The sequence below is a fragment of the Nodularia harveyana UHCC-0300 genome (assembly GCF_034931085.1).
In the GTDB taxonomy this organism is placed as follows: Bacteria; Cyanobacteriota; Cyanobacteriia; order Cyanobacteriales; family Nostocaceae; genus Nodularia; species Nodularia harveyana.
Window position 1 is genome coordinate 14,959 of the sequence record NZ_JAYGHG010000015.1, and the last position, 19,310, is coordinate 34,268.

2 protein-coding genes and 2 pseudogenes are annotated in these 19,310 nt (G+C 45.8%); all 4 read left to right on the plus strand.

What is annotated here, in order from left to right:
• Nucleotides 1-17 precede the first annotated feature (17 nt).
• The 4 genes and pseudogenes from VB620_RS10975 to VB620_RS20870 all read left to right on the plus strand — a co-directional run bounded on the left by VB620_RS10975 (nt 18) and on the right by VB620_RS20870 (nt 19,291).
• Nucleotides 18-9,185 (plus strand): non-ribosomal peptide synthetase/type I polyketide synthase, encoded by a 9,168-nt coding sequence (locus VB620_RS10975; RefSeq protein WP_323196188.1) that lies wholly within the window; start codon nt 18-20, stop codon nt 9,183-9,185.
• Nucleotides 9,182-12,646 (plus strand): annotated as a pseudogene (locus tag VB620_RS20935) (amino acid adenylation domain-containing protein); the annotation flags it as partial. The gene VB620_RS10975 and the pseudogene VB620_RS20935, both read left to right, overlap by 4 nt.
• A gap of 102 nt (nt 12,647-12,748) precedes the next feature.
• Nucleotides 12,749-18,904: pseudogene (locus VB620_RS20940) on the plus strand (amino acid adenylation domain-containing protein); the annotation flags it as partial.
• Between the two features lie 84 nt (nt 18,905-18,988).
• Nucleotides 18,989-19,291: a phosphopantetheine-binding protein gene (locus VB620_RS20870; protein WP_407674195.1), complete on the plus strand. Its 303-nt coding sequence runs from the start codon at nt 18,989-18,991 to the stop codon at nt 19,289-19,291.
• Nucleotides 19,292-19,310 lie beyond the last annotated feature (19 nt).

Genomic DNA, 19,310 nt, shown 5'->3' on the forward strand with positions numbered 1-19,310 from the left:
AGGGTGAGGTTATTCTGATGAGTTCCGACACTACCGAGCAAATGACGACATCCCAACGGATGTTATTAGCACTTAAAGAAGCCCGCGCCAAACTAGAAGCCTTTGAGCGGGCTAAAAGCGAACCCATCGCCATTATTGGTATAGGTTGTAGATTTCCTGGAGGAGCTAATAACCCGGAGACATTTTGGCAGTTATTGTGTGATGGTGTGGATGCCATTACAGAAGTGCCTAAAAGCCGTTGGAACATTGATGAATACTATGATCCCAATCCCGATACCCCAGGGAAAGTTTACACCCGCTCTGGGGGATTTTTGGAAAATGTAGACCAATTTGACCCGCAGTTTTTTGGCATTTCTCCTAGAGAAGCACCCAGTATCTCCCCCCAGCAACGCCTGATATTAGAGGTAGCTTGGGAAGCCTTAGAAGAGGCGGGGATTAATCCAAAACAACTAGTGAATAGTTTGACCGGGGTGTTTTTGGGGGTGGGTCCCAATGATTACGCCAAACTGCGGATGAATGCAGACCGCGCGGAGAATATCAGCGCCCATGATGGTATAGGTAACGGTTTATGCTTTGCTTCTGGTCGGTTGTCCTATGTATTGGGGTTACAGGGACCGAACTTAGCAATGGATACATCCTGCTCATCATCCCTAGTGGCGGTGCATTTAGCTAGCCAGAGTTTACGCAGTGGGGAATGTCATCTGGCGATCGCCGGTGGTGTTAACTTAAACTTATTCCCAGAAACTAGCCTGTTTCTTTCCCGTAGTCACGCCTTAGCTCCTGATGGTCGTTGTAAAACCTTCGATGCGGCGGCTGATGGTTTTGGCAGAAGTGAAGGCTGTGGGGTAATTATTCTCAAAAGATTATCCGATGCAGTAGCCGATGGCGATCGCATTTGGGCAACAATTCGCGGCGCAGCAGTCAACCACGACGGCCCCAGTAGCGGTTTAACCGTACCCAACCAACTCGCCCAAGAGCGACTGATTCAGCAAGCCCTCCAGAACGCCAAAGTCACACCAGAACAAGTCACCTACATCGAAGCCCACGGTACTGGTACTAGTCTGGGAGACCCCATAGAAGTCGGCGCATTAGCATCAGTATTTTGTCGCCAACGTTCCCCAGAAACCCCATTAATGATTGGTTCAGTGAAAACCAACCTGGGACACCTAGAAGCCGCCGCCGGCATTGCAGGTTTAATCAAAGCAGTCTTAGCACTGCATCACGGCGAAATTCCACCCCACCTACACTTCCAGCAACCAAGCCCCCATATTCCTTGGGAAAACTTGCCTTTGGTAGTTCCGACTAAATCCACACCTTGGCAAACCCCAGAGCCATCACGCATCGCCGGAGTCAGTTCCTTTGGGATGAGTGGAACTAACGTGCATATTGTCTTAGAGAATCATCTCACCGCCGTTGAGAATCAAAAGTCAACAGTCCCGGAACTGCCATTACATCTGTTAACCTTGTCAGCGAAAACCGAGAAAGCACTCCAAGAATTAGCTAAAAAATATACAAATTATTTACAAACTCATCCAGAGATATCCTTAGCCGAGTTGTGTGTGACAGCCAATACAGGACGGACTCATTTTGAGCATCGTTTGGCTGTGGTCACTGATTCTATAGCCCAGTTACAAACTCAACTCCACGGCTGGGTAGAAACACAGACAGCCCCAGGACTGTTACAGAATCACCTCACCCACAGAAAAACTCCTAAAATCGCCCTTCTCTTCACTGGTCAAGGTTCCCAATACCTCGGCATGGGAAAACAACTCTATGACACCCAGCCAGTATTCCGCCAAACCCTAGATAATTGCGACCAAATTTTACGCCCCTATTTAGAAAAACCCCTATTAGAAATCCTCTATCCCCCCACACAGAACAAAGCCGAAATTCAATCCCCCATCAACGAAACGGCATATAGCCAACCAGCCTTATTTGCCTTAGAATATTCGCTGTATAAATTATGGCAATCTTGGGGAATAAAACCAGCTGCGGTGATTGGTCATAGTGTGGGGGAATATGTCGCCGCTTGTGTAGCGGGTGTATTTAGTCTGGAAGATGGTTTAAAACTGATCGCCCAACGTGCCAAGTTAATGCAATCCCTACCTGCGGGAGGCAGCATGGTGGCAGTTTTGGCAGATGAAACCCAAGTCCGCCAGGCGATCGCACCGTATACAGATGTAGCGATCGCCGCCATTAACGCCCCGGAAAGTCTAGTAATTTCCGGCAAACAGGCATCACTAGCAGCCATAGTTGCAGTCTTAGCAAAACAAGGCATCGCAACCAGCAGCCTGAAAGTTTCCCATGCTTTTCATTCTCCCTTAGTAGAGCCAATCTTAGATAAATTTGGCGATCGACTCCGGGAAATTACTTACAAAGCGCCGCAAATCCCCTTAATTTCTAACGTCACCGGCAAAGTATACCCACCGGGAAAAACTCCTGACATCGCCTACTGGCAAAACCACACCCGCGCCCCAGTCAGATTTAAAGACGGCATCAATACCCTACAGGAATTAGCCTGTGAAATTTTCTTAGAACTGGGACCGAAATCAGTTTTAACTAACTTGGGTAAACGATGTCCCTCAGAAAATCATGCTGTTTGGCTAACTTCTCTGATGCCCACCCAAGACGATTATCAGGTAATGCTTCACAGCTTATCTAGCTTATACATCCAAGGTGTCGCCATTAATTGGGCAGCATTAGCCCTAGACTATCCATACCCACGCCTCTCACTGCCTACTTATCCCTTTCAACGCCAAAATTACTGGATTGAAGACAAACATATCCCCATGAACCCCACCAACCAAAACACTGCATCTACCCATACCCAGCGCCTAGAAGAAATCCTTGATCAACTGCGTTCTTTACTCAGCCAAGTCCTGCAAGTTCCTCCCCATCAGATAGATGTCAATACACCATTCCTAGAAATGGGTGCAGACTCTATCTTTTTAATGGAAGGGGTACGCAACATTGAAAACACCTTTGGCGTGAAAATTGCCATTCGTCAGTTTTTTGAAGAATTATCCACCATCGCCGCATTAGCTAGCTATATTGCCCAGCATCTGCCAGTTAGTCTAGTCAGTGAAACTCCTCCTGCTCAAGAGGCAATTGTTACTAATGGGAATGGCAAAACCTCCGGGATTGTAACGACTCAATATGTAGAACCTACTCCAACTATTGCGAACATTGCCCTGCCAGCAACTAACGGTAAAAGCCACAATGGTAATGGGGCAAAGCCCGGCACAGCAATAGAAAATGTCATGGCGTTGCAACTGCAAATCATGTCCCAGCAATTGCAGGTGTTAGGCGGGAGTCAGCCATCAACTCAGCCAGAATTTATACCTACACCCCAGGTCAGCCCACAGCCGACACCCCAAGCTACCCAGAGGACAAACCCACATAAACCCCAGAGCTATAACGCCCCTAGCCCACAAGCTACGCCTCACCTAGAAGCCCTGATCCAACGTTATACCCAACGCACCCGCAAATCCCAGGAAAGGGCGCAAGCTTCTCGCCATCAACTAGCGGATAACCGGGCTGTAGCGGGATTCCGCATGGGAATTAAAGAAATGTTGTATCCCATTGTGGGGTCACATTATCAAGGCTCACATTTTTGGGATTTAGATGGTAACGAGTATATTGATTTGGCGATGGGTTTTGGGACACATTTGTTTGGACATAGTGCGCCATTCTTCACCGCCGCCATTCAAGAACAACTGGAAAAAGGTGTGGCTGTCGGTCCCCAACCAGAATTAGCCTTGGAAACCGCAGAATTACTCTGTGAACTGACTGGGGCGGAAAGAGCGACATTTTGTCAATCCGGCTCAGAATCGGTGATGGTAGCTTTAAGATTAGCCCGGACTGCTACCCAACGCGATCGCATTGCCATTTTTACAGGTTCCTATCACGGGCATTTTGATGGAGTCTTAGCGCAACCAGAAGGAATGTCTGGCGTACCACTAGCCAACGGTATCGCCGCCAATAGCGTCAAAGATGTCTTAGTTCTCAACTATGGCGATCGCCAATCCCTAGAAATTCTCCGCGCCGAAATGCCCACCCTAGCCGCCGTGCTAGTAGAACCAGTACAGAGTCGCTTTCCTGACCTACAACCGCGAGAATTTTTACAGGAATTGCGTCAGCTGACCACCGCCGCCGGCACAGCCTTAATTTTTGATGAAATTATGACAGGCTTCCGGATTCACTTAGGAGGAGCGCAAGCCCACTTCGGCGTACAGGCTGATTTAGCCACCTATAGCAAGATATTTGGTGGAGGCTTACCCCTAGCCGCAGTAGCAGGTAAAGCCAAATTCATGGATGGTATAGACGGCGGATATTGGCAATTTGGGGACAATTCCTATCCTCAAGCAGACAGAACATTTTTCGCCGGCACATTTAACAAGCACCCCCTACCAATGGCTACTTGTCGCGCCGCCTTAAAATATCTCAAACAGCAAGGTACACAATTACAAACCAACTTAAACGCCCGCACCGCTTACCTAGTCCAAGAACTCAACACCATCTTCACCGAAAACCAAATTGATATCCGAGTCGTACATTTCGGTTCACTATTCCGGTTTGTATTCACCAGTAACATAGATGCCTTCTTTTACCACCTCCTAGAAAAAGGGATCTATATTTGGGAAGGACGCACCTGTTTTCTCTCCACAGCCCACACCGACGCAGATATTCAAGCCATAATTCAAGCAGTAGCAGAAAGCATTAGTGAAATGCGTGCCGGTGGTTGTTTTCCCCCAATATCACAAAACAGCCAGGGGGAGGAGAAAATCACCGCAAAAAAGTCTCTAGCGTCGGTTCCAGTAACTAGCCTCAACCAGTCCACAAATGCAACTGGTTTTTGGGAACGGCGCAAACATCAAACCACCCCCAGGGAAAAAACCCTGCATATCCCTAGCCAAAAAGTGCAATTTAGTTTGTATTATTTTGGCAACTACGCTTCAGAATTTAGCGGGGATAAATATGACCTGTTATTTACCGGGGCTAAATTTGCCGACCAAAATCACTTTAGTGCCGTTTGGATTCCTGAAAGACATTTCCATGAATTTGGTGGTTTTTCCCCCAACCCCTCAGTAATTGCAGCAGCCCTGGCTAGAGAAACGGAAAATATTCACATTCGTTCCGGTAGCGTAGTCCTCCCCCTACACCATCCCATCCGCGTAGTGGAAGAATGGTCAGTAGTGGATAATCTTTCCCACGGACGGGTGGGAATTTCCTATGCTTCCGGCTGGAATCCCAACGACTTTGTATTTGCGCCCCAGTCCTTTGGAAAACATCGACAACTGATGTTTGAACAGATAGAAACTGTCCGCAAATTGTGGCGGGGAGAATCAATTGCAGTGCAGAACGGAGTGGGTGCAACTGTCAGCGTGGAAGTATACCCCAAACCCATGCAGAGGGAATTACAAGACTGGATTACCATTGTCAACAATCCAGATACTTACATTAAAGCCGGTGAAATGGGTGCGGGGGTATTAACTAACCTCATGGGTCAGAGTACAGAAGATTTGGCGGATAACATCGCCCTATACCGGAGATCTTTAGTTGAAAGTGGTCACAACCCGGCTTTAGGAAGGGTAACGGTGTTACTCCATACTTTCGTCGGTGAAGATCTAGCCACCACCCGCCAACAAGCTAAACAACCACTGTGTAACTATCTCACCTCTTCCGTCGCTTTGTTCCAAAATTTGGTGAAAAGTCAAGGCTTAAATATAGATTTTGATAGCCTCAGTGAAGATGATAAAGATTATATTTTATCCTCTGCCTACGATCGCTATGTGGAATCTAGTGCTTTAATTGGTACACCTGAAAGTTGTGCGGAAATCATCGCTAACTTACAAGCCATCGGCGTAGATGAAATCGCCTGTTTAATTGACTTTGGCGTAAATTCTACCGATGTAGTCGAGAGTCTCCCCCAATTAAACGCCCTGCGAGAACTGTACCAAAACCGAGAATTTTTTACCACCGCCCCCCTAACCACAGCCCAAAAACAACTTTGGGTCATCGCGCAACTAGGGGAAAATGCAGCCAGCGCCTATAACGAATCAGTCAGCCTGAAATTAGCAGGTGAATTAAACCTCAGCGCTTTAACCCAGGCGATGCAGCAAATAGTCAACCGCCACGAAGCACTGAGAACCAGCATCAGTCCAGAAGGAGATATTCAGCGAATTTTCCCCAGCTTAAACATAGAAATCCCCATTACCGACCTGACAGCAGACACCGGCGACTCTGGGACTCTGGGTGAAAAATTAAGTCAATCTCCCTTTGACCTGACCACAGCGCCTCTGTTTCGCCCTCACCTGCTGAAACTAGCCCCAGAAGAACACGTACTCATCCTGACTGGTCATCACATTATTGTTGATGGTTGGTCTGTGGGGGTCATCCTCCAGGAACTCAGCACCTTATATACAGCCCTGTGTGCAGGTGAAAAGTGCCAACTTTCCAGCCCCATGCAATACCGGGAATACGTCAACTGGCGCAGGGAATCTGATCAGACGGCGGAAATGGCTAGCCATGAGGCTTACTGGTTGGAAAAATTGGGTGAGACTATTCCGACTTTAGATTTACCCACTGATAGAACACGCTCCCCCCTGAAAAGCTATCGCGGTAGTAAGGAGAGTTTACTGTTAGAGAATAATATCGGTAGTGGGATTAAAAAAGTCGGTTTAGAGCATGGTTGTACTGTATTCATGACTCTGTTGGCGGTATACACAACATTACTGCACAGATTGACAGGACAAGACCAGATTATTTTAGGTATTCCCACCGCCGGGCGATCGCTTGCAGGTAGTGATAGTTTAGTTGGTTATTGCGCCCATGTCTTGCCAGTTTGCAGCGACTACCAAAATACAACTCCGTTTTCTGAACATTTAATCACTATCAAGAACGTTTTACTAGAAGCCTACCAACATCAGGATTATCCCTTTGCAGAACTAATTCAAAAATTAAACCTGACTCCCGATGCTAGTAGATCACCTCTAGTCACTGTTACTTTTAACTTAGATCGATCCATCACCTTACCCAAATTAGGCGCACTGGAAACCAGTTGGTTAAGTCAACCCATCACGGCGACTGATTACGATATCCATTGGAATATCACCCAAATAGATGATCAACTGCTGGTAGATTGTCATTACAATAGCGATTTATTTGATGCAGCTACCATTGAGAGATGGTTGGGACATTTCCAAACCTTACTCACAGCCGTAATTTCTAACCCCAGCCAACCAATGGGGGAATTATCACTGCTGACAGAGACAGAATTACAACAATTGTTAGGAGATTGGAACGCGACAGCAACTGATTATCCGGCGGAAAAGTGTATTCAGGATATCTTTGCAGAACAAGTAGAAAAAACACCTGATGCGATCGCGCTGTTATGCTCAGATCAGGAAATTACATACAACCAGTTAAATATTCGTGCTAATCAACTAGCGCACTATTTAAGAAAACAGGGAGTCAAGCCAGGTTTCCCGGTGGGGATATGTATGCAGCGTTCCCATGATTTTATTGTGGGAGTCTTAGGTATCCTGAAAGCTGGCGGTGCTTATGTCCCCTTTGATCCCAACTATCCCCAAGAAAGATTATTTTGGATGTGGGAAGATGTCCAGCCAGTAGTGGTATTAACTCAGACGGATTTAGTTGATAGGCTACCCCAAGAGAGCAAAACCCTGTGTTTAGATACCGCAGATATCAGCCAAGAGTCTAGAGAAAACCCCCAGACAGAGGCGACAGCCGATAACTTAGCCTACATTATCTATACCTCCGGCTCCACTGGTAAACCCAAAGGTGTGAGTATTCCCCATCGCGGCGTAGTCCGTCTAGTTAAAAACACAGATTATCTAGCCTTTACCTCAGAGCAAGTTTGGCTACAATTAGCCCCCATCTGCTTTGATGCTGCAACTTTGGAAATTTGGGGTAGCTTACTCAATGGTAGTAAATTAGTGATGATGGCGATCGCCCAACCGACATTAGAGGAGATCGGACAAGTAATTCAGAAGTATAAAATTACTACCCTGTGGCTCACAGCTAGCCTGTTCCATCTTATGGTAGACGAACGCTGGCAAGACTTAAAAGGGGTGAAACAATTAATCGCCGGCGGTGATGTTTTATCAGTCCCTCATGTGAGGAAAGTATTAGAATATTTACCCCAATGTCAACTAATTAACGGTTACGGTCCCACAGAAAATACTACCTTCACCTGTTGCTACCCCATAACTAAAGACAGCAATCTAGAATCATCAGTCCCCATCGGTCGCCCCATAGCCAACACCCAAGTTTACATCCTAGATGCTGGGTTACAACCAGTCCCCATCGGAGTTTGGGGAGAACTATACACCGCCGGCGCAGGACTAGCCCAAGGTTACTGGGAAAAACCAGACCTCACCGCAGAAAAATTCATCTCCTCCACTCTCTGCGCCTCTGCGTACGCCACTTGCTTCAAGTCGGGATACCCGCCCAACGCAGTGGCTCCTCTGCGTGAAACCAACCCTCAACTCTACAAAACCGGCGACCAAGTACGCTACCGCCCAGATGGAATCATTGAATTTAGAGGACGTATCGATCAGCAAGTCAAAATTCGGGGCTTCCGCATCGAATTAGGGGAAATTGAAACTAAATTAGCAACTCATCCCCAAGTCAAACAGACTGTAGTTATAGCTGATGGGGACACCCTGATTGCGTACTTCATCCCGGAAACAACAGCGCCCACAAACAGCGAATTACGCCACTACCTAAAGCAAAAACTCCCAGATTATCTGCTACCAGCAGCCTATGTCTGTTTAGATACCTTTCCTCTCACAGCTAACGGTAAGGTAGACCGAAAAGCGTTACCTCCAGCCGATTTAGCTACTTATGCAGCAGTTACATATATTGCTCCTCGTACTGAAGAAGAGGGGGCGATCGCACTAATTATTTCGTCAATTCTCAACTTGGAAAAAGTCGGGATTGAGGATAATTTCTTTGAAATCGGCGGTAATTCCCTAAATGCCATGCAGGTTATTTCACGCCTACGACAAAAATTTGGTGTAGATTTACCTTTGCGGCAATTATTAGAGTCACCCACCGTCAGAGAAATCGCCGCTAACATTCAGCAAATTCTCACAACTATCCAAAAATTACAGTCCACATCCGTGGAACTATCAGAAGACCGGGAGGAAATCGAATTATGAAACCCATCGCCGAATTTTTATCTGAATTAGGAAATCAGGACATCAAGCTGTGGGTAGAAGATCACCCCAATTCCTCCCTGGGTGTAAAGTTACGGTGTAATGCGCCCAGTGGCAAATTAACGCCAGAAATTCGTGGTATTCTAGGCGATCGCAAAGCCGAAATTATCAGCTTTCTCCAACAGCTAAACTCCCACACAGAAGTAGCAACCATTACCCCAGTCCCCCGCGACCAAGGTAATTTACCTCTATCCTGGTCACAGCAGCGCCTCTGGTTTCTCTACCAAATGGAAGGAGCCAGTGCTACCTATAATATGCCGGCGGCGGTAGAAATGACTGGGGTGCTAAATATCCCCGCACTGGAACAAGCCTTACAAACAGTTATCCGTCGTCATGAAGTTTTACGCACCAGTTTTACCACTGTAGACGGCCATGCTCTCCAAATCATTGATCCCGATGCTAACGTCACCCTCCCAGTAGTGGATTTACAGGGAGCTACGGCTGATAAAGTCACAGAATTAGCCATCCTCGACGCAGAGAAACCCTTTGACCTCACCACCGCGCCCCTGATGCGGGCGACACTCCTGAAGCTGAGTGAAAAATCCCATGTGTTGCTGATCAATATGCACCACATTGTGGCTGATGGTTGGTCTCTGGGGATTTTAATTCCGGAACTATCTAATTTATATACAGCATTTTTACAAGGTAAACCTTCTCCTCTCCCAGAATTAACCATTCAATACGCAGACTTTGCTGTATGGCAAAGAGAATGGTTACAAGGGGAAGCATATAATCAAAAACTCAACTATTGGCAAAAGCAACTAGAGGACGCGCCACCATTATTAGAACTTCCCACCGACAGACCACGCCCAGCTATTCAGACCTTCCGGGGTAGCAGTCAAGATTCTCCCTTACCTCTAGAACTAACCGCACAACTCAACCGCCTGAGTCAGCAGTTCGGGGTAACGCTGTTTATGACCTTAGAAGCAGCCTTTGTGACTTTGCTGCATCGTTACAGTGGTCAGACAGATATTTTAGTTGGTAGTCCCATCGCTAACCGCCAAGCGGAAACAGAAGCATTAATTGGCTTTTTTGTCAATACATTAGTATTGCGATCGCATCTAGAAAATAACCCCCCATTTGCAGAATTACTCCAACAAGTCAAGCAAGTAGCACTGGATGCCTACACTCACCAGGATGTACCCTTTGAGCGAGTCGTAGACGCATTACAACTCCAACGCAATCTCAGCCATACACCCTTGTTTCAGGTGATGTTTGCGTTGCAGAACGCACCTATGGGGACTTTGGAATTACCAGGGTTACAGTTGTCTCAGTTACCCATAGAGGCGATTACCTCTAAGTTTGATTTAACCCTGTCCATGACAGAAACACCCCAAGGACTCATCGGGAATTGGGAATATAACAGCGACTTGTTTGACCCTGAAACCATCACTCGCATGGCGGGGAATTTCCAGACTTTATTAACAGCAATTGTTGCAAATCCTCAACAAACAGTTCAAGAATTACCTTTACTTAGCGATGCTGAACGACAAAAGTTAATCCCAGATTTACATTCTCGTCATGAGTATGTAGTTGAGTTATGTCTGCATCAAAAATTTGAGCAGCAAGTAGAAAAAACACCCGATGCTGTAGCGGTAACTTTTGCCGAGGAAAGTCTGACATACAGCCAGTTAAATACTCGCGCCAATCAATTAGCCCACTATTTACAAACTTTGGGTGTGGGTCCCGATGTTTTAGTGGGTATCTGCGTTGAGCGTTCCCTAGAGATGATGGTGGGTTTATTGGGTATCCTCAAAGCCGGAGGCGCTTATGTACCCCTTGACCCTGAGTATCCCCCTGAGCGTTTGGCGTTTATGTTAGATGACTCTCAGGTGTCGGTGTTATTAACTCAGGCGAAGTGGTTAGAATCTTTACCTGTGACTGCTGCTAAGATTATTTGTTTAGATACAGGACTTACGCAAATTTATGAAAAAACGAACCACGAAGGACACGAAGGACACGAAGTCAAGAGGGTTTCAGAGAGTTCTTGCGTAAGTCCTATAGATATTGATAGAGATAATATTTATCTTCAAAGTTCAGAAAATCCTCAAACTGGGGTTTTACCGGAAAACTTAGCTTATGTAATTTATACCTCTGGCTCTACGGGTAAACCCAAGGGTGTATTAGTCAATCATAGTAATGTAACTCGCCTATTTGCAGCTACTCAGGATTGGTTTAACTTTGATGCGAGGGATGTTTGGACGCTTTTCCATTCCTATGCTTTTGATTTCTCGGTGTGGGAAATGTGGGGCGCGTTATTACATGGTGGGCGGTTGGTAATTGTGCCTTTCTTTGTCAGTCGTTACCCGGAAGAGTTTTATAAGTTGCTTTGTCGGGAAGGGGTGACGGTTCTTAATCAGACTCCTTCGGCTTTTCGTCAGTTGATTTGGGTGGATGGTTCACGCAGAGGCGCAGAGGCGCGGAGAGAGGAAGAACAGAAGATGGGTTTGCGCTGGGTGATTTTTGGCGGTGAGGCGCTTGACCCTACGAGTTTATTACCTTGGTTTGAGGGACATGGTGATGCTTGTCCGCAGTTGGTGAATATGTACGGGATTACGGAAACTACTGTACACGTAACTTTCCGTCCTTTGACTATGGCGGATGCTGGGTGTAGTAGTAGTGTGATTGGTGTACCAATTCCGGATTTACAAGTTTATATTCTGGATCAGTTTTTGCAACCTGTGCCGGTGGGGGTGCGGGGTGAAATGTATGTTGGCGGTGCTGGGGTAACTAGGGGTTATCTCAATCGTCCAGAGTTGACTGCTGAGAGGTTTATTGATTCTGGGGGAGAGGTATTATATAAGACTGGGGATTTGGCGCGTTATTTGGCTGATGGTAATCTTGAATACTTGGGTCGCATTGATGACCAAGTGAAAATTCGCGGTTTTCGCATTGAGTTGGGGGAAATTGAGGCGAAGTTGGCAAATCATCCCCACGTCCGGCAAACTGTGGTGGTGGTACGGGAGGATAGTCCGGGGAATAAGCGGTTGGTGGCTTATTTGGTTGCTGATGGTGCATCTCCTAGTAATGGTGAATTACGAGATTATCTCAAGCAACAGTTACCTGATTACATGATTCCGGCTGTGTTTGTTTCTCTGGATGCTTTCCCGTTGACGGCTAATGGTAAGCTGGATCGGAAGAAGTTACCAGTACCTGATGTTCGCACAGAGTTAGGTAGTGATTTTACCCCACCCCAAACCCCAGAACAAGAGTTATTAGCGAATATTTGGGGGGAAGTTTTAGGGGTTTCCCAAGTGGGGATACATGATAATTTCTTTGCATTGGGTGGGGACTCGATTCGTAGTATCCAAATTTTGGCGAAGGCTAATCAAGTTGGTTGGGATTTGTCTTTACAACAGTTATTCCAATACCAAACTATTGCAGAATTAGCAGAATTAGTCAGCAAAGAAGTCAGTTTTACTCTCACATCGCAGATATCGCCTTTTAGTTTAATTTCGGAGACAGATAGGGAAAAGTTACCCGCAGAATTAGCAGATGCTTATCCTCTGACAGCACTACAAGGGGGGATGGTTTTTCATAGTGAATTGAATGCAGATTCGGCGGTTTATCATGATGTCTTTTCGTTTCATTTGCGGGCGAATCTGGATTTACCAGGGTTGCAGAATGCAATTAAACAAGTGATGACTCGTCATGCTGTGCTGCGTACCAGTTTTGATTTGACTGGTTTTTCTGAGCCGTTACAGTTGGTACATGAAAATGTCGATGTGCCTTTACAGGTGGATGATATTAGTGATTTAACAACGGCTGAACAACAAGCAGTTATTAATAATTGGATAGAAACAGAAAAGCATCATAGTTTTAATTGGACAAAACCGCCTCTGTTGCGTTTTTATGTCCATCGTCGCAGTGGGGAAACTTTTAATTTAAGTTTTAGTTTCCATCACGCTATTCTTGATGGTTGGAGTGTCGCCTCTTTACTGACGGAATTGTGGCAAGAATATGTAAATTTACTCAAACCCTCCCCACGTCCTCACCTCGATTTCCGGGATTTTGTGGCGTTGGAACGTGCGGCTTTAGAATCGGAAACGACCCAGCAATATTGGCGGTCACAACTGGCTGATGTCTCAATTACTGAGTTACCACGCTGGCCGGAATCGTCTCGAACCGCAGTTAAGGAAGAAGTAGGTATTGAGGAAGTTGCAATTACGGCTGAGTTGTCGGATGGTTTGAAGCAACTAGCTAGTCAGGCTGGGGTTCCTCTGAAAAGTGTACTGTTGGCTGCTCATTTACGGGTGTTAAATTTACTCACCAATCAAGGGGATGTGTTAACGGGTTTGGTGGCTAATGGGAGACCGGAAAATGCAGATGGGGAAAAGATTATCGGTCTATTTCTGAATACTTTACCAATGCGATCGCACTTAGGCGGTGGTACTTGGTTAGAATTGATTCAACAGGTTTTTCAAGCAGAACAAGGGTCTTTACCCCATCGTCGTTATCCTCTATCGGAAATCCAACGTCTCTGTGGTGGACAGCCTTTATTTGAAACTGCGTTTAATTTCGTCCATTTCCACGTCTATCAGGGGATTCTCAGTTTAGAGGAATCTGAGGTTTTAGATTATCAGACCTTTGAACAGACTAATTTTACTTTGGTGGCGCATTTTAGTTTGGATTTGGTTTCCTCTCAGGTAAATTTAGCTCTGAATTATCAGACGAGTCAACTGTGTAGAGAACAGGTCACCTACTATGCAGGTTACTATCTCAATGCTTTAACGGCAATGGTCGCAGCACCATCCGCACTCTATCAAAATCAATTACTCCTCTCATCCCCAGAGCAGCAGCAAATATTACAGGAATGGAACTCTATCCAAGGAGAGTATCCTGTTACTCAATGTCTGCATCAGTGGTTTGAGTCCCAAGTGCAGAAGACACCCGACGCTACAGCAGTGGTGTTTGCAGATACGAGTCTGACTTATGCTGAGTTAAATACTCGTGCTAATCAACTGGCGCACCATTTACAAACCTTGGGTGTAAAACCTGATGTGTTGGTGGGTTTGTCCGTTGAACGTTCTGTGGAAATGGTGATCGGGATATTAGGTATTTTGAAGGCTGGGGGAGCTTATGTACCCTTAGATCCAGATTATCCCAGCGATCGCCTGGCGTTTATGTTAAGTGATGCTCAAATTCCAGTTTTAGTGACTCAATCTCAATGGTTGGAGACTCTAGATTTAACTGATATTCAGACTGTCTGCTTCGATACGGATGGGGAATCTCTGAGTCAGTTGAGTCCAGAAAATCCGCGCTGTGACGTTACCCCTGATAATTTAGCCTATGTAATTTATACCTCTGGATCTACGGGTAAACCCAAGGGTGTTTTAGTCAATCACAGCAATGTGGCGCGTCTATTTAAAGCTACAGATAACTGGTATCAGTTTAACTCCAGTGATGTCTGGACACTGTTCCATTCCTATGCTTTTGACTTCTCGGTGTGGGAACTGTGGGGCGCATTGCTTTATGGTGGAAGGTTGGTAATTGTCCCCTATTGGGTAAGTCGTGATCCGAAAGCCTTTTACAATCTACTTTCCCAAGAACAGGTTACTGTCCTCAATCAAACCCCCTCGGCGTTCCGTCAGTTGATTTGGGTAGATCAGTTAGCAGAAATGGCAGAAGTGGAATTAAATCTGCGTTGGGTAGTATTTGGTGGAGAAGCCTTAGAACCGGAAAGTTTGCAACCTTGGTTTCAACGTCATGGCGATCGCACCCCCCAATTAGTTAATATGTACGGCATCACCGAAACCACTGTACACGTTACCTATCGTCCTCTAACTTGGGCAGATACTCACAGCCGTAGTAGTGTGATTGGTAAAGCCATTCCCGATTTACAACTATATATATTAAATGACCAACTCCAGCCAGTACCCATTGGCGTACCCGGAGAAATGTATGTGGGTGGTGCTGGGGTAGCGCGGGGTTATCTCAATCGTCCAGAATTAACCCAGGATAGATTTATTCAATTAGGGACTGGGAACTGGGGAAATAACCTTATACCAATTCTTTATGAGGATGCACTGAATTATAGGAGGAACGAACCACGAAGTACACGAAGTACACAAAGAAAGAAGGAAGGAAAGAAATTCAGCGCAGCTTTACACAGAAATAACCTTACTCTCTATAAAACTGGTGATTTAGCTCGCTATTTACCCGATGGTAGTATTGAATATCTGGGACGCATTGACCATCAGGTGAAGATTCGCGGTTTTCGGATTGAATTGGGAGAGATTGAAACAGCCATAGCGAAATATGCTGACATTCGGGAAGTTGTGGTAATTGTCCGGGAAGATCAGCCAGGAGATCAGCGATTAGTGGCTTATATTGTGGCGACCCAAACACCGACAGATAGCCAATTGCGAGAACACCTGAAACAAAACCTCCCGGATTACATGATTCCGACGGCGTTTGTTTATCTGGATATCTTCCCCTTAACAAATAACGGTAAACTTGACCGCAAAGCATTACCTGCGCCGACCCAAACACAGAAAACCACTGATTTTGTTTTACCCCGCACAGATACAGAACAGGCGATCGCCGATTTATTTTCTCTGCTTTTAGGGGTGGAAAACATCGGTATCCATGATAATTTCTTTGAATTGGGCGGACATTCCCTAATCGCCACTCAACTAATTTCTCGTCTACGGGAAACTTTCCAAATTGAGTTACCTTTGCAGGTATTATTTGCATCTCCCACCGTTATCCAACTTGCCAAACTGATTAACAGTCAGCGTCAAACCAATTTAGAATTAACCGCACCCCCCCTCACACCCGTATCTAGAGAAAATCTCGATATACCTTTATCTTGGGCGCAACAGCGACTCTGGTTTTTAGAACAATTAGATGGTGGTACTGCTACTTACAATATACCTGCGGCGTTGCAGTTAGCAGGGAAATTAAATGTTACGGCTGTAGAACAAGCCTTAGCGGAAATTGTGCGCCGTCATGAAATCCTGCGGACTTGTTTTAAATTGGTGAATGGAACACCAGTACAATTCATTGATCCTCACGCCACTGTCACTGTAACCCTCACAGACTTACAGCCATTACCAACCCAGGAACAGACCACAGAAATCCAGCGTTTGCTAGTCTTAGCAGCCGAAACACCCTTTAATCTTCAAAATGCGCCTTTACTACGAGTGGAGTTGTTCCGCTTAGGTGAAGAGTCTCATTTGTTGCTGATCACCATACACCATATTATTTCCGATGGCTGGTCGGTGGGTATCTTCATCCAAGAACTATCAGCACTCTATCAAGCTTTCTGCACAGGAAAACCGACACCATTACCAGAGTTACCCGTTCAATATGCAGACTTCGCAATTTGGCAACGACAATATTTAACTGGGGAACTATTACAAGCTAAACTTAACTATTGGCAACAACAACTAGCGGGCGCACCGCCTTTATTAGAGTTACCCACAGATAAACCGCGTCCAGCCATTCAAACTTTCCGGGGTAACAAACAAGACTTTACACTGTCGTTGCAGTTGACGGAAAAAATCAAGGCTTTGAGTCAAAATTCTGGCGTAACGCTGTTTATGACTCTGCAAACAGCCTTTGTCACTTTGCTACATCGTTACAGTGGACAGACTGATATTCTGGTGGGGACACCCATCGCTAACCGCAACCGGGCTGAGATAGAGTCATTAATTGGCTTTTTTGTGAATACTTTGGTACTCAGAACCCAAATTGTCGGTAATCCCAGTTTTGCGGAATTACTCCAACAAGTCAAACAGGTAGCGTTAGATGGTTATGCTCACCAAGATGTCCCCTTTGAGCAGGTGGTAGAAGCACTGCAACCGGAACGCAATCTCAGCCATACGCCTCTGTTTCAGGTAATGTTTGCTTTACAAAATGCGCCCTTGGGTAACTTAGAGTTATCAGGGTTGAGTCTCACACCGTTACCCATTGAGACAGTTACAGCTAAGTTTGATTTAACCCTGTCAATGGAAGAAACCCCAGAGGGATTAATGGGGACATGGGAATATAACTGTGACTTGTTTGAGGCTGAAACCATCGCCAGAATGACGAGTCATTTGCAGCATTTGCTCGCGGAAATTGTCACCACACCAGAACAGTCGGTTGGTTTACTCCCAATGTTGAGTCCACAAGAACAACATCAATTGTTAGTAGAGTGGAACGACACCGAGACAGAGTATCCGGTTGACATGGCGATTCATCAGGTATTTGTGGCACAAGTGGAGAAGACACCTGATGCGGTGGCGTTATTTTTTGCAGATCAAAGCTTGACTTATACCCAGTTAAATAGTCGTTCTAACCAGTTGGCGCACTACCTGATTAAACAAGGGGTACAACTAGGGGATGCTGTGGGTATTTGTGTGGAACGCTCCCTAGAAATGGCGATCGCATTGTTGGCTATTCTCAAAGCTGGTGGCGTTTATGTTCCCCTTGATCCTAACTATCCTTTAGAAAGATTGTCTTGGATGTTAGCAGATGCTAAACCACCGCTTTTATTAACACAAAAACATTTAGTAGACCAACTTCCTACTCAGGTAGAAACCAAAATCACTTGTTTAGAATCCATTAGCGAAAGTATTAAGCAAGAAAGTCCAGAAAACCCCTCCATCCCATCTCAAGCCGACGACTTAGCTTATATTATGTATACTTCTGGGTCTACGGGTAAACCCAAGGGTGTCTGTATTCGCCACCGTGGTGTGGTGAGTTTGGTGAAAGCTAATAATTATGTGCAACTGAACGCCGAACAGGTATTTTTACAGTTAGCACCGATTTCCTTTGATGCTTCCACCTTTGAAATTTGGGGTAGTTTGTTAAATGGAGCCAAATTAGCGATCGCCCCCCCTAATCAATCATCTTTAGAAGAATTAGGGCAAATTATCCAAAAATACCAAGTAACTACCCTCTGGCTCACCGCTAGTCTTTTCCATCTCATGGTAGATGAACGCCTAGAAGACTTACAGCCAGTCCGTCAGTTATTAGCCGGCGGCGATGTCTTATCAGTCTCCCACATCCAAAAACTGCTGCACCAATTCCCGGAATGTCGGGTAATTAACGGCTACGGTCCCACAGAAAATACTACTTTTACTTGCTGTTTCCCCGTCATAACCGACACCGCACTAGGTCTTTCAGTACCTATCGGTCGCCCCATTGCTAACACCCAAGTTTACATCCTCGATGCCCATCTGCAACCAGTCCCCATTGGTGTTAAAGGTGAATTGTACGTGGGAGGGGTCGGTTTAGCACAAGGCTATCTCCACCGGAATGACTTGACTAAGAAAAAATTTATTCCCCTAGACATCGGGTATAAAAAACCAGGAGAATCGCCCCACTCCCGTACTGTTTACAAAACCGGAGATCTAGCCCGCTACTTACCTGATGGCACAATTGAATTTTGCGGACGCAGTGATCATCAAGTTAAAATTCGGGGCTTCCGCATTGAACTAGGTGAAATTGAAGCAGTTTTAGATCAACATCCCCAGGTCAGCCAAGGGGTGGTAATGGTACAGGGTGAAACCGCCAATGAAAAACGCCTAGTAGCCTACATTGTGCCAATTCCTGGAGAAACCATTACTAATACCGAATTGTTTGATTTTCTCCAACAACGGCTACCTAATTATATGATCCCTGCTGCCTTTGTCTTTCTGGATAGTTTGCCGTTAAACCCCAACGGTAAAGTGGATCGTCGCGCTTCCCTGACAATAGACGACAGCAGACCGCAGATCACCCAAGCTTTTGTCACAGCTCACAGCCCCTCGGAAGAAGTGTTAACAGCAATTTGGTCTGAGATATTGGGTGTCAGCAAAGTCGGTATTTATGACAACTTCTTTTATTTAGGAGGACATTCTTTACTAGCAGCCCAACTGGTTAACCGCATCCAACAGACCTTTGATTTAGAACTACCCATCCGCGAATTATTCCAAAAGCCAACAGTAGCCGAACTATTAGAAGTTTTGGCAGAGTTAGCCGGTGGACAGGAAATTCTCGATGAAATCGCCCTGACTATCCAGGAAATTGCCCAAATGTCCCCCGAAGAGATGCAATCTCTATTGAGTGCTGAGTCCTGAGTCCAAAATTCTCCTACCC